This is a genomic window from Mannheimia bovis, from assembly GCF_014541205.1.
GTDB classification, from domain to species: Bacteria; Pseudomonadota; Gammaproteobacteria; order Enterobacterales; family Pasteurellaceae; genus Mannheimia; species Mannheimia bovis.
This window is the reverse complement of sequence record NZ_CP061280.1, coordinates 42,393-55,399: the sequence shown is the minus strand read 5'-3', so window position 1 is coordinate 55,399 and position 13,007 is coordinate 42,393. Positions and strand designations below refer to the sequence as shown.

The following is a 13,007-nucleotide window of genomic DNA, read 5'->3' as shown; positions in this document are numbered from 1 at the left end:
CTTCCACAACAACGGGCGATTAGCTCAGTTGGGAGAGCACCTCCCTTACAAGGAGGGGGTCACTGGTTCGAGACCGGTATCGCCCACCACTTCAACTTTTGAAATGCTGTTGTTGTAATACAATCCAATTTTTGAAAACGGGCGATTAGCTCAGTTGGGAGAGCACCTCCCTTACAAGGAGGGGGTCACTGGTTCGAGACCGGTATCGCCCACCACTTCAACTTTAAGTGTTTCGTTTTCAAATCCCTTTGATTTTAAGTCTCAAGTGGGCGATTAGCTCAGTTGGGAGAGCACCTCCCTTACAAGGAGGGGGTCACTGGTTCGAGACCGGTATCGCCCACCACTTAAGACTAAAATCATAAACTTCAATCACGAATTTATTCGTATCTGAAGGGCGATTAGCTCAGTTGGGAGAGCACCTCCCTTACAAGGAGGGGGTCACTGGTTCGAGACCGGTATCGCCCACCACTTTTCTTATTAATCAATTTTATAAATAAAAAATCCCTTTCAAGCCTTAACTCAAAAGGGAAGTATATTATACCTCTTGTTGCATCTGCATAAACGCTTTTCTGCGTGAAGCAACGAGCCTTTTTCTCTCTTTAATTTGTTTGATTTGGCGTAGGCGTAGCTTCCTCGTTGGTAGGGTTTTCTTTTTCTTCAATCTTCTCATCAGCCGTATCCTCCTGTTTTATATGATTATCAGATAAATTTTTTTGTTCTTGCTCAAGTTTTTTCTGCTCTTCAATTCGTTGATAATTGATGATACTGCCATAGTAACGGCGTATATTTTCAACATATTGAAATGCTTCATAGCCTCTAGCATAGCCATATTTCAGATTAGTATAATAGAGCTTTTCGGCAAGCAGCGGCAGATTTTTCTTCACATCTAACCAATTATCAGGATCACCGCCCAGTTGTTTGGTTAATCTACGGAGATCTAACAAATGTCCTAACCCCATATTATAAGCCGCTAAGCTATACCAGATTTTATCTTCTTGAGGAATAGTCTCAGGCATTTGTCTCATTAGCATATGTAAATATTCAGAGCCTGCTTTTATACTTTGAGCGGGGTTTGTCCTATCTGAAATTTTCATTCTATCTGCGGTATCTTTTGTCAGCATCATTATGCCACGTACACCTGTTGGTGAGGTCGCACTAGGATCCCAGTGAGACTCTTGATAAGCAATAGCTGCTAACATTTGCCACTCTAAATTGCCTTTATGTTCACGGAAAAGGGGCTCATATTTGGGTAATATGGTTTTAATTGCCCGCAGATAGCTTTGAATATCTACATAGTCGAATTTTTCCAGATGGTTGAAATATTTTTCTTCTATACGAGAGATTAAGCCGGTTTCCACTGAATCAGACATAAAATCTAATAAAGCAGATTGTAATTCACTGTAAGAGCTATTGGCTAAATACCATAAAACAGGGTTTTCATCCGTTAAATCAAAGCCTACTGCGAGATTAGGGTTGATATGCTGCACAGAAGAAATATCGACTGACATTGCAATAGTGTGTGGAATTTCTCCCTGTGCGACTTTTAATAACAGTTCTTCTTGGGTAAATTTATCCGAAATTTGCCATTTTAATTGAGGGTTCTCTTGCTTTAGCTGATTGAGTATCGGAATAACTGCAGAACCACTTGGAATAATGACATTTTCTTGCAAATCTGAAAGTCGATATGGTCTCGTTGTACCTTTTTTATAAACTACTTGCCAAGAGGCAGAGTAATAAGATGGACCGATTTGAAACGATTCATTTAATTCCGAGTGATAGAGTAATCCTGCAGCTGCAATATCAATATCATTATTTCTTAATGCGTCAAATAATTTTTCACTGCTATCGTAGCTTTTGACTTCAAGATTAACGTTTAGATATTGTGCAAAGGCAGTCGCTAAATCATATTCAATCCCACTTTTGCCTTCAGGACCGACAAAATAGGAAATCGGGTGGTTGATCATTCCCACTTTTAGCTTTTTGCTCTGCTGGATTTGAGTGTAGTGGTTAGCTTCTGAATGAATAATTTTTTGCCAAGGGAAAATCATATCCCAAGCCCAAAGTAAGAGAGCTATTGCGATAAAAAGGCGAGCAATTAATCCTTTCAATTTAAAATCCTCATTCATTCAACTAAGAGCTTAAGAGCTAAGTCTAGCCGAAATTATAGCTTAACGGAATAGTTTAATTAATTTAGTAGTAGAATTGATAAAAAGAAAGAATTTAAATGAAATGGCGCACCCGAGAGGATTCGAACCTCTGACCGCTCGGTTCGTAGCCGAGTACTCTATCCAGCTGAGCTACGGGTGCGTATTTGAAGATTGTGAGAATTTAGTTTATCAGCAACCATTTTATTTTTAGAGTAAGTAATAAAATGGCGCACCCGAGAGGATTCGAACCTCTGACCGCTCGGTTCGTAGCCGAGTACTCTATCCAGCTGAGCTACGGGTGCGTGATAAAGTAAATGGCGGTGAGAGAGGGATTCGAACCCTCGATAGAGCTTTTTAACCCTATACTCCCTTAGCAGGGGAGCGCCTTCAGCCTGCTCGGCCATCTCACCACTCACTGTGTCTGTGGGCGACATATTACTAGAATTTAAAAAGATGTCAAATTCTTTTTCCCGAAAATATTAAATTCTCGTGTGTTTGCCTATGTAATAAGCAAAACGATGATTTTTTAAGTTTTAGAGAATAAATATTAAACATTTCATACGCTTATAAATAAAGCGGTAAAATTTTTTGAAAATTTTACCGCTTGTAGCTTAAATACTATTTTTTCTTTTTCTTGCTTTGAGCTTTCTCTTTATGTTCATCTTCTGCGATCGTTTTTACACAAAGATGTAAAATTTGCTCAACGCCATTTTTAATATAATCATCTCCACGTACTTTATTTTTTTGTAAATCCAACATTGCATCGTGAATACCTTGTGTCATACTCGTTGGTTGTACTAAATTCCAGCAATTTGGATCTAGGTGGTTAAAATTAGCTTGTAACTCTGCTGCATAAAGTACGCCACTATAGTAAGCATAAACGTTATGATCCAGCATTCTATTTATCGTCATTGCACGGATTTGTTCAATCGGTAATGCGACTTTTTTTGTATACCATTCATTTACCCCGTTCATAAAGGAGTTGATATCATAAGTTTCGTTTACTCTGTCTTTATAGGTTTGAGCGGTTGCACCGTAAGCAATCGCATAAGACTTTTGATCCACTTCTGCTTCATTTAAACGTGTCCAGCCGCCTTTATTTGATGAACAAGCGGCTAAAAATGCCACTGCGGTAATCATTAAAATAGATTTAATTGTTTTTTTCATATTTATAACTCCTTATTGTGTTTGTCATAAAGTTTTAGCTATTTTACCGAATAAATGGCAAAATTACTTAAAATTTTATGAGGTCAATATGAAACAGTATTTAGATTTATGTCATCGTATCGTAAATGAAGGAAAATGGGTAGCCAATGAACGTACGGGTAAACGTTGCCTTACAGTAATTAATGCAGATTTAACCTATGATGTTGAGAAAGGCGAGTTTCCATTAGTTACTACTCGTCGCAGTTATTGGAAAGCAGCTATTGCAGAACTTCTCGGCTATATTCGAGGCTACGATAATGCTGCTGATTTTCGTAATCTGGGAACTAAATCGTGGGATGCAAATGCGAATGAAAATGCAGCGTGGTTAGCTAATCCTTACCGTAAAGGTGAAGATGATATGGGCTTAGTTTATGGGGCAGTTGGACGTAATTTCCCGAAACCAGATGGTGGAACGGTAGATTTGCTTCGCCAAATTGTTGATAATTTAAAAAAAGGTATTGATAATCGTGGCGAAATTTATACTTTCTATCACCCCGGTGCATTTCATATGGGGTGTTTACGTCCTTGTTTGCATAGCCACCATTTTTCCTTGCTAGATGGCACACTTTATCTAAACAGTACACAACGTTCAGCAGATGTGCCATTAGGCTTAAACTGGAATATGATCCAATGTTACACTTTTCTTGCGTTAATGGCTCAAATTACAGGGCATAAAGCAGGGCAAGCTTTCCATAAAATTGTGAATGCTCATATTTATGAAGATCAACTTGAGCTAATGCGTGATGTACAGCTAAAACGTGAGCCGTTAAATACACCCAAATTAATTATTAATCCTGAGATTAAATCACTTGAAGATTTAGAAACTTGGGTAACTTTAGATGATTTTAAAGTGGAAGGTTATGAGTACCATCCATCTATTCAGTATCCATTCTCTGTGTAATAAAAAAGAAAGCCTAGATATTCTAGGCTTTCTTTCAAATCGTTAAAAAGAATTATTTTACTAAGTCTTTTAATGCTTTACCTGAAACGAATGCAGGTACTTTAGCCGCTGCAATTTTGATCTCTTCACCGGTTTTTGGATTACGACCGGTACGTGCTTTACGCTCATTTACTTTAAATGTACCGAAGCCGATTAATTGAACAGGATCGCCTGCTTTTAAGCTTGCAGAGATTGCATCAAGAGTTGCTTCTAATGCTGCTTTAGCATCTTTTTTAGTTAAGTTTGCACCAGCTGCGATAGCATCGATTAACTCAGTTTTGTTCATAGTTTTATCCTCTAAGATAGTGTTTTGAATAAATGACGTAAAACGTCTGAAAAGTTATTGAAACCTTGCCATAGCTTAATTCAAAGTTCAGATTTGTCAAAGTATTATTGTGCAAGATTTTGTAAATATGTATGTTATTGGTTAATATTTAACCCGATATTGCTGATGCCACTTTTTCTAATTTCATCTTTTAAATCAAAAATGAGATCAAGATCACGGTTTTCACACTCGTTGAGTAAGCGATAGATTTGCCATTGCACATCTAGCTCTTCTTGAATTTCCTCTGAATTTTTCAACTCTTGCTCGCTGAGTTCCTTGTCTTGTTGCATTTCAAGATAACTTGCCACTGTGCCTAATGAAATTTGGCTGATACGGATTGCTTGTTCTAAAGTTGCCCCGGCAATAATGCTGTGTAATAATTCAGAAAGGGCTTCACAGGCTTCCTGTGCAGGTAAAACCCCGAAAAATTCATATTCATTTACGTCGGGTATGATTTCTTCTAATTTCTCTAACTGATTGTCGAAATTAATTTTTGCCCCTTTTACGGTTAAATATTCCCAAACTAAATTTAAAATATTTTGGAACACTTTTGCTTTTTCCGGTTGCTCGGTAACTTCGCAGAAAAGTTGATAGTTAGGGTACATTCTTTCGCATAAACAAGCCATAAAGGTTACATTTTGCCAAGGCTCAAAGCGTTCCATACGTTTATGAATTGGGTTTCGCATTTTGTTTCCTTATTAATTAATAAGTGCAAGCGGTTAAAAATTGCAGTTTTTTTGCAAAATTGCAAAAAATGATCGATTTTAGACCGCTTGTTAAATCATTTATGATACTGCTTCGAGTAGTTGTGAATGGCATCAACAAATACTTTAGGGCTTTCGACCGGTACGTCTAAGTGGATACCGTGCCCTAAGTTAAAGACGTGTCCACTGCCATTACCGAAACCGGCAAGAATATTCTTCACTTCTTGTTCAATACGTTCAGGTGTTGCGTAAAGCACGCTTGGATCCATATTGCCTTGAAGTGCCACTTTATCGCCAATACGTTTACGAGCATCGGCAATATCGACTGTCCAGTCTAAACCAATGGCATCACAGCCTGTTTCTACAATTGCTTCTAACCATAAGCCCCCGCCTTTAGTAAAGAGGGTAACAGGTACTCTACGACCTTCATTTTCACGAATTAGCCCATCCACAATTTTGTGCATATAGCGTAAAGAGAACTCTTTATAATCGTTGTGTGCCAATACACCCCCCCAAGTGTCAAACACCATTACCGCTTGAGCTCCAGCTTTGATTTGAGCGTTTAAATATAAAATCACGCTATCGGCTAATTTATCGAGTAATTTGTGAAGAATTTGTGGCTCAGTGTAAAGCATTTTTTTGATTTTGGTAAAGGCTTTGCTTGAGCCACCTTCAACCATATAGGTTGCTAACGTCCAAGGGCTGCCGGAGAAGCCGATTAGCGGTACTTCGCCTTTTAATTCACGGCGAATGGTACGCACAGCGTTCATTACATATTGTAATTCACCTTCAGGATCAGGAATAGGTAGATTATTCACATCAGCAAGTGATTGCACCGGGCGTGCAAATTTCGGACCTTCGCCCGCACCAAAGCTCAAACCTAAGCCCATTGCATCCGGAATAGTAAGAATATCTGAGAATAAAATAGCCGCATCTAATTCATAGCGGCGTAAAGGTTGTAAGGTTACTTCACAAGCTAAATCGGCATTACGGCAAAGCGACATAAAATCGCCGGCGATCGCACGAGTGGCTTTATATTCAGGTAAATAACGCCCTGCTTGACGCATCATCCAAACGGGTGTCATATCTACAGGTTCACGCAAAAGGGCTTTTAAGTAGCGATCATTTTTAAGTTGAGGCATTGGTTTTTCCTTTGATTGTGAAGCGGTTGTTTTTATTGAAAAATTTGCAAAATATAGATGAAATTTATTCACAATCCTTGTAAGGATTGTTCACAGCTTTGCTGCCGTTGGCAAAGCCAACGTTCAAAAAGCGATGCTTTTTGTAACCGCTTGTATTTATTAATGTAATTGTGGCTTTTCTTCTGTTTTAGGCACACCTAAAGCAAAATGGCTATGTAAGAATGGAGCTAACACTCGTAAATATTCCAGCACTTCTTCGCCAGATTCAAGGAGTTCTGCATTATTATCGTCCTCATTGTAACCTAATTTTGCGATTTCATCTAAATCATCAATGGCTTCGCCTACTTCGTCGGTTTCTTGTTGCAGGGTCGGCTGAGCAACACCTAAGCCAAGTAAGAAGTTGTTTGTCCATTCAGAAATACCGTCAGCAAGAGCAAATCCGTCTTCGTCATTTTCGGGTAGCCACAGGCTGAATAGGGTATTTGCTTGGGAGAAACTGTCGGTTAATTGTCGGTAAAATTCCGTTAGTTGTTTTAACGGCTCAACTGAAAAAGCGTGTCCGTCATTGGTAAATTGATAGGTTAAGGTTTTCCACGAATCATCTTGAATGCCACCTGCAATCAGTCCGCATAAGAAGCCGTGAAACTCTGCCGGAGTGTCTTCAATTTGTAATTGAGTGATGAGTTGTTTAAATTCTTGGGAATTTGTCATAGCCATAATTGCATTATTGTGATTTTGCTAAAGAATGGCATAATATAGCAAAAATTTAGCGATTAAGTGAGGATTTCGTATTTATGTCGGCAAATAATATCGAATTACAGATTTTTGGTCAGGTGCTACGCTTGCAATGCCCTGTTGAGCAGCAAGAGCATTTACTGGCTTGTGCACAGCGTTTGGAAGAACGTGTGGCGGTATTGAAAGAGCAGTCCGGCATTATTCAGCTTGAAAAAGTGTTAGCTATTGTGGCTCTGAATTTAAATTATGAATTAGAGCAGGCACAGCGTCAAAATGCAGAAAACAAAAGCGTGCTGGTGGCTTGTATTGAGCAGCTAGATAATTCTCTCGGAAAGTTTCAGTCAAATTAGCTGATTTTTAGCCTAATTGATTAGGAATAGAGCTAAGAGCATTGAGAAATTACAATTTATGTGATTAAAGACTAGGAAAAATTATTAAATTCCGTTACTATAAATCTTGCCTGGGGTGTGCGTTATTAGTTACGTCCCTGAGCCGATAATTTGAAACTTTGAGTTGGACATCTACCGCCGGTGAGCAAGCTTATCTTCGAGTAAGAAGCCTAAAAGCAGTTACGTTTGACTCCCTTGAACCAACTGGTTCAAGGACCATTACTGGTAGCGGCATCTCGGGTACTTATATGAACAATTCCATTACTTCTTTTTGTAGCTACTCTCGTGAACAACTACGGCAATCAATGCGGACGAAACGCTTAAGTTTAACCTCATCGCAACAAGCACAAGCTGCTCAATCACTTATTCCACAAGCAATTTCTTTAATTGAATCTTACCAAGCCTCACATATCGCCTTTTATTTACCGTTTAATGGTGAAATTTCTCCTTTGCCTTTAATGAATACTTTGCTTGAACAAGGAAAAAAAATCTATTTGCCTATTCTTCACCCTTTTACAAGCGGTCAATTATTGTTTTTAAATTACAATTGCAAAACTATTCTAAAATTTAACCGCTTGGGCATTCAAGAGCCTGTGCTAGATGTTAGAAATATCATTCCCTTACAAGAACTTGAGATGATTTTTACGCCATTAGTAGCGTGCGATAAAGCCGGTAATCGTTTAGGAATGGGCGGTGGTTTTTATGATAGAACGCTTGCTCAAGCTCCTCATATTGTGAGTGTGGGGCTGGCTCACGAATGTCAGCAAGTCGAACAATTACCGATTGAAAGTTGGGATATGCCGTTAAATCATATTATTTTGGGAGCATCAAGATGATTGAAAAAAAAGAAAAGGAATCGACCGCAGGTAATCAAAGTTTAATTCGTGGCTTAACGCTTTTGGAACTATTGGCAAAATTTCCTAATGGTTGTCCGTTAGCTCACTTAGCGGAGCTTTCAGGCTTGAATAAAAGCACGGTACATCGTTTATTGCAAGGCTTACTGCAAGAAGGCTATGTTCGTCCTGCTCCTACTGCAGGTAGTTATCGTTTAACAACCAAATGTTTAGCGATTGGGCAGAGAGCCTTAAGCTCAATTAATATCTTACACATTGCAGCACCACATTTAGAAGCCTTGAACTTAAAATTAGGCGAGACGGTTAATTTTGCGATGCGAGAGAAAGATCACGCAATCCTCATTAATAAATTAGAAGCAACTACTGGCTTAATGCGTACCAGAGCTTATATCGGGCAGCAGATGCAATTATATTGTTCGGGTATGGGTAAACTTTTTTTAGCTTATGATTCCGAAGATTATATCCCCCAATATTGGCAAGCAAAATCATCGGTTATTCAACAGCTAACCATTAATACCATTACTACGATTGAAGGAATGAAAAAAGAGCTGGAAACCATTCGAGAACTTGGCTTTGCGATGGATGCGGAAGAAAATGAGCTAGGCGTTTCCTGCATTGCTTGCCCGATTTTTGATCATCAACAGAAGGTCCATTATGCGGTTTCCGTCTCGCTTTCAACGGCTCGTTTAAATCAGCTAGGGCAAGAAAATTTACTGCCTGTTATTCAAGAAACGGCAGAAAAAATTTCAGCCGAGCTAGGTGGGCGATAATTTTGTATTGCCATTTTGATTATTTCAGGTAATCTTGCACCCTTTAAAAATTATATTTTATAAAATTAAAATTTTGAGGTTCATTCATAATGTTTGGTTTTGACCCAACAACAATAATGTTTGTTGTTTATATTTTGGGTATGATTGCAATTGGATTTATTGCTTATCGTGTAACAAATAATCTTTCAGACTATATTTTAGGTGGTCGCCGTTTAGGTAGTTTTGTAACGGCATTATCCGCAGGTGCTTCAGATATGTCCGGTTGGTTGCTGATGGGATTACCCGGTGCAGTCTATGCAGGCGGTTTAATCGAAGGTTGGATAGCAATTGGTTTAACTATCGGTGCTTACCTAAACTGGAAATTAGTGGCAGGCAGATTACGTTCCCATACCGAACACAGCGGCGATGCTTTAACCTTACCTGAATACTTCCACAATCGCTTTGGCGATAAAACTCGTTTGATTAAGATTTTATCAGCGGTTATTTTTTTACTCTTTTTTGCAATTTATTGTGCATCAGGCGTAGTAGCCGGTGCGAGAGTGTTTGAAAACCTATTTGGCTTACCTTACCACCAAGCAATTTGGTATGGGGCAATAGCCACTATTCTTTATACCTTCATTGGCGGATTTTTAGCAGTAAGCTGGACGGATACCATTCAAGCCTCATTAATGGTTTTTGCCTTAATTATAACCCCACTTTTTGTGATGTATAACTTAGGTGGTTTTGATGAAATGCAAGCCTTAATCGATCGTGCCGGCGAAATGGCACAAAAAGATTATAACGATATGTTTACCGGCACGAGCATTTTAGCGGTGATTAGCCTGATGGCGTGGGGGCTTGGCTATTTTGGTCAGCCACACATCGTAGTACGTTTTATGGCGGCAGAAAGTGTGAAATCACTTGAAAATGCACGTCGTATTAGTATGACGTGGATGGTTATTTGCTTGGTAGGGGCAATTGGTATTGGCTATTTCGGTATGGCTTATTTCTTCGGTAATCCGGAACAGGCAGGGAATGTGAGCCAAAACCCGGAACAAATTTTCATTGAATTAGCAAAATTACTTTTCAATCCTTGGGTAGCGGGTATTTTATTGTCAGCCATTCTTGCCGCAGTAATGAGTACACTTTCAGCACAATTACTTATTTGTTCAAGTGCAATTACCGAAGATTTATATAAAGGCATTTTACGCCCGAAAGCTACGGACAAAGAATTAGTTTGGTTAAGCCGTTTAATGGTGCTTGCAGTAGCGGCTCTTGCGATTTATATCGCTCAAGATCCCGACAGCAAAGTCTTCGGTTTAGTCAGAAATGCGTGGGCAGGCTTCGGTTCTGCTTTCGGACCTGTAGTGTTACTTTCTCTTTTCTGGAAGCGTATGAATGGTTTCGGGGCAATTGCGGGAATGCTCACAGGGGCGTTAATCGTTCATTTCTGGGCAGATATTACACTCAAATTTGCTTTACCTGAAATTTATTCGATGATACCGGGCTTTATTACCGCAACAGTGATGATTATTGTAGTCTCACTGATTACGCCGGCACCAAGCAAAGAAGTTCAAGAAACCTTTGAACGTGCAAATAAAGCATATTTAGATGAAGTAAAATAACATAAAATAAAAGTGGCTTAGGGCGATCCTTAAGCCACTTTTTTGTAAAAGTTTTATGAAAAACAACCGCTTGTAACACTATGACAAATCTTCTCCTTGCGATTATTTATCTCTGTTTTATCAGTTTAGGCTTGCCTGATGCCATTTTAGGTTCAGCTTGGCCTTCAATGCACCAAGAGCTTGTTGTGCCGCTTTCCTATGCGGGTGTCGTTTCAATGATTATGTCGATTGGGACTATTACCTCAAGCCTGATGTCGGATAAGCTCACCTACCATCTCGGCACAGGCAAAGTGATGGTAATCAGCGTTGCTTTAACCGCTCTCGCATTGTGGGGGTTTTCGATAAGTGATTCTTTCTGGATTTTGTGTTTATGGGCAATTCCTTACGGCTTAGGAGCCGGAGCGGTGGACGCGGCGTTGAATAACTATGTGGCAGTCCATTACGCCAGCCGCCATATGAGCTGGCTGCATTGTATGTGGGGCGTAGGAGCATCTATTGGTCCGCATATTTTAGGTATTGCACTCTTGCAAGGTCGAGGCTGGGAAGGTGGCTATTACACGATTTCTCTATTACAAATCGGGCTAACGGTTATCTTATTTTGTTCTCTACCTTTTTGGAAATCTCGCAAGAAAACCGCTGCGGAAATGAATGAAGCCGCAAAACCGGTCAGCCTAAAAGAAGCCATTAAAATTCCGGGTGTGAAGTACGGCATTTTGGCCTTTATCGGCTACTGTGGTGTAGAACAAACTGCAGGGCTTTGGGCGAGTAGCTATTTTGTGATGGTAAAAGAAGTTGGCTTAGAACAAGCTGCCGCCTTTGGCAGTATCTTTTTTATCGGCATTACGGTTGGGCGAGGCATTAGCGGCTTTCTCACGTTAAAATTAAATAATCATCAAATGATTAAACTGGGTTTTGGTTTAATTCTGATCGGTATTGCAATGCTTTGTTTGCCAATGGGTAAATATGTAACCCTTGCCAGCTTGATTATTATCGGGCTAGGTTGTGCCCCTATTTTCCCGTGCTTAATTCATTCTACACCTGATTTCTTTGGGGAAGATAAATCACAATCTGTCATCGGTATTCAAATGGCGAGTGCCTATGTTGGTGTACTATTAATACCTCCACTTTTTGGGGCAATTGCTAATGCTATCAGCATTAAATTACTGCCATTCTATTTACTCGTGATGTTTGCCTTAATGGTTTATGCGTATAGAGGTTTATTGCGGAAAACGGCAAAATAACCTAACAAGCGGTCGTTTTTTGCAAAAAAATAACAAAAAATAACCGCTTGTAACCTATTCAAAATGCTCTAAACCATACTGATACAACGCGTTTTTCTTATAACCAAAAGTCTCAGCCACAATAGCTGCAGCTTTTTTTAATGGCAGCTCTTGGCAGAGGAGTTCAAGCAATTTGATTGCTTGGCTGGAAAATTCTTCCTCAAGATTTTGCTGTTTTCCTTCAACAATCAGCACAATCTCGCCTTTAATGCGGTTGCTGTCTTCATTCAGCCATTCGATTAAGTTACCGAGTTGCTCGCCGTAAATGGTTTCCCACGTTTTCGTAATTTCACGAGCCATCACGATATAACGTTCCTCCCCGAAAACCAGTTTCATATCTGCTAACGTGTCTAAAATTCGATGGGTAGATTCATAAAAAATCAGCGTGCGAGGCTCATTTTCCAATTCGGTTAATTTATCGCAACGAGCCTTTGTTTTAGCAGGTAAGAACCCTTCAAAGCAAAAACGGTCTGATGCAATACCTGATGCACATAAGGCGGTAATCGCAGCACAAGCTCCGGGAATAGGAACAACTTTAACGCCTGCTTGGCGGCAGTGGCGAACCAGATGAAAACCCGGGTCGCTAATCAGTGGCGTGCCGGCATCTGAAATTAACGCAATGTTTTCGCCTTTTGCTAATTTTTCCACTAAAACGACCGCTTTTTGTTGTTCATTATGGTCGTGCAGAGCAAAAAACGGTTTTTTGATGCCGTAGTGACTGAGTAATAAGCCACTGTGGCGAGTATCTTCAGCGGCAATTAAATCAACACAGCCAAGCGTATCTAACGCACGTTGGGTAATATCACCTAAATTGCCGATAGGCGTGGCAACAATATATAAAATTCCGTAGTCCGGATTGATTTCAGATGAATTTTGTCTGTTTTTCATTTGCTTTTAGCTCATTTGATAAG

13 protein-coding genes, 7 tRNA genes and 1 other RNA gene are annotated in these 13,007 nt (G+C 39.6%); 11 read left to right on the top strand and 10 right to left on the bottom strand.

Going from position 1 to position 13,007, the window contains the following annotated elements; translation table 11 throughout:
- The first annotated feature begins 13 nt into the window (after positions 1 to 13).
- The 4 genes from ICJ55_RS00325 (at position 14) to ICJ55_RS00310 (ending at position 468) form a co-directional block, all read left to right on the top strand.
- Positions 14 to 89 (top strand) — tRNA-Val (locus ICJ55_RS00325).
- Positions 90 to 139: 50 nt separating this feature from the next.
- Positions 140 to 215 (top strand) — tRNA-Val (locus ICJ55_RS00320).
- A gap of 52 nt (positions 216 to 267) precedes the next feature.
- Positions 268 to 343: transfer RNA gene (locus ICJ55_RS00315), tRNA-Val, on the top strand.
- A 49-nt stretch (positions 344 to 392) separates the two neighbouring features.
- Positions 393 to 468, top strand: a tRNA-Val gene (locus ICJ55_RS00310).
- Positions 469 to 599: 131 nt separating this feature from the next.
- Here ICJ55_RS00310 and mltF read toward each other — a convergent pair.
- From mltF to ICJ55_RS00285, 5 genes are all read right to left on the bottom strand, one after another.
- Positions 600 to 2,108 (bottom strand): membrane-bound lytic murein transglycosylase MltF, encoded by a 1,509-nt coding sequence (gene mltF / locus ICJ55_RS00305; protein ID WP_188156828.1) that lies wholly within the window; start codon positions 2,106 to 2,108, stop codon positions 600 to 602.
- Positions 2,109 to 2,230: 122 nt separating this feature from the next.
- A tRNA-Arg gene (locus ICJ55_RS00300) sits at positions 2,231 to 2,307 on the bottom strand.
- 65 nt (positions 2,308 to 2,372) lie between these two features.
- Positions 2,373 to 2,449 (bottom strand) — tRNA-Arg (locus ICJ55_RS00295).
- A gap of 13 nt (positions 2,450 to 2,462) precedes the next feature.
- Positions 2,463 to 2,557: transfer RNA gene (locus ICJ55_RS00290), tRNA-Ser, on the bottom strand.
- A 208-nt stretch (positions 2,558 to 2,765) separates the two neighbouring features.
- Complete coding sequence (locus tag ICJ55_RS00285; RefSeq protein ID WP_188156827.1) at positions 2,766 to 3,314, bottom strand: hypothetical protein; 549 nt, start codon at positions 3,312 to 3,314, stop codon at positions 2,766 to 2,768.
- A gap of 88 nt (positions 3,315 to 3,402) precedes the next feature.
- Between ICJ55_RS00285 and ICJ55_RS00280 the strand changes: the two genes are divergently transcribed.
- Positions 3,403 to 4,254, top strand: a complete 852-nt coding sequence (locus tag ICJ55_RS00280; protein ID WP_188156826.1) for a thymidylate synthase — start codon at positions 3,403 to 3,405, stop codon at positions 4,252 to 4,254.
- A 52-nt stretch (positions 4,255 to 4,306) separates the two neighbouring features.
- On the opposite strand, the gene ICJ55_RS00275 is transcribed toward ICJ55_RS00280, so the two are convergent.
- The 4 genes from ICJ55_RS00275 to ICJ55_RS00260 all read right to left on the bottom strand — a co-directional run bounded on the left by ICJ55_RS00275 (position 4,307) and on the right by ICJ55_RS00260 (position 7,181).
- Positions 4,307 to 4,597 carry an HU family DNA-binding protein gene (locus tag ICJ55_RS00275; RefSeq protein WP_279611707.1) on the bottom strand — a complete coding sequence of 97 codons (291 nt, stop codon included), beginning with the start codon at positions 4,595 to 4,597 and terminating at the stop codon, positions 4,307 to 4,309.
- 116 nt (positions 4,598 to 4,713) lie between these two features.
- Positions 4,714 to 5,304: a YjaG family protein gene (locus tag ICJ55_RS00270; RefSeq protein ID WP_188156825.1), complete on the bottom strand. Its 591-nt coding sequence runs from the start codon at positions 5,302 to 5,304 to the stop codon at positions 4,714 to 4,716.
- Positions 5,305 to 5,399: 95 nt separating this feature from the next.
- A complete protein-coding gene (gene hemE, locus ICJ55_RS00265; RefSeq protein WP_188156824.1) occupies positions 5,400 to 6,464 on the bottom strand; it encodes a uroporphyrinogen decarboxylase in 1,065 nt (354 codons plus the stop codon).
- Positions 6,465 to 6,623: 159 nt separating this feature from the next.
- Positions 6,624 to 7,181, bottom strand: a complete 558-nt coding sequence (locus ICJ55_RS00260) for a UPF0149 family protein (protein ID WP_188156823.1) — start codon at positions 7,179 to 7,181, stop codon at positions 6,624 to 6,626.
- Between the two features lie 77 nt (positions 7,182 to 7,258).
- Here ICJ55_RS00260 and ICJ55_RS00255 point away from each other — a divergent pair, with 77 nt between their 5' ends.
- The 6 genes from ICJ55_RS00255 (at position 7,259) to ICJ55_RS00230 (ending at position 12,057) form a co-directional block, all read left to right on the top strand.
- Positions 7,259 to 7,549, top strand: a complete 291-nt coding sequence (locus ICJ55_RS00255; RefSeq protein ID WP_188156822.1) for a cell division protein ZapA — start codon at positions 7,259 to 7,261, stop codon at positions 7,547 to 7,549.
- Positions 7,550 to 7,653: 104 nt separating this feature from the next.
- A non-coding RNA gene (gene ssrS, locus ICJ55_RS00250) (6S RNA) lies at positions 7,654 to 7,835 on the top strand.
- Position 7,836: 1 nt separating this feature from the next.
- The gene (locus ICJ55_RS00245) at positions 7,837 to 8,424 is read left to right on the top strand and encodes a 5-formyltetrahydrofolate cyclo-ligase (protein ID WP_188156821.1); all 588 of its coding nucleotides are present in this window, start codon (positions 7,837 to 7,839) and stop codon (positions 8,422 to 8,424) included.
- Complete coding sequence (locus ICJ55_RS00240; RefSeq protein ID WP_188156820.1) at positions 8,421 to 9,212, top strand: IclR family transcriptional regulator; 792 nt, start codon at positions 8,421 to 8,423, stop codon at positions 9,210 to 9,212. The genes ICJ55_RS00245 and ICJ55_RS00240 overlap by 4 nt, the downstream gene beginning before the upstream one ends.
- Before the next feature lie 89 nt (positions 9,213 to 9,301).
- Positions 9,302 to 10,816 carry a sodium/proline symporter PutP gene (putP, locus tag ICJ55_RS00235; protein ID WP_188156819.1) on the top strand — a complete coding sequence of 505 codons (1,515 nt, stop codon included), beginning with the start codon at positions 9,302 to 9,304 and terminating at the stop codon, positions 10,814 to 10,816.
- A gap of 80 nt (positions 10,817 to 10,896) precedes the next feature.
- Complete coding sequence (locus ICJ55_RS00230) at positions 10,897 to 12,057, top strand: MFS transporter (RefSeq protein ID WP_188156818.1); 1,161 nt, start codon at positions 10,897 to 10,899, stop codon at positions 12,055 to 12,057.
- A 54-nt stretch (positions 12,058 to 12,111) separates the two neighbouring features.
- Here ICJ55_RS00230 and rsmI read toward each other — a convergent pair whose 3' ends face one another.
- A complete protein-coding gene (gene rsmI / locus ICJ55_RS00225) occupies positions 12,112 to 12,984 on the bottom strand; it encodes a 16S rRNA (cytidine(1402)-2'-O)-methyltransferase (protein WP_188156817.1) in 873 nt (290 codons plus the stop codon).
- Positions 12,985 to 13,007 lie beyond the last annotated feature (23 nt).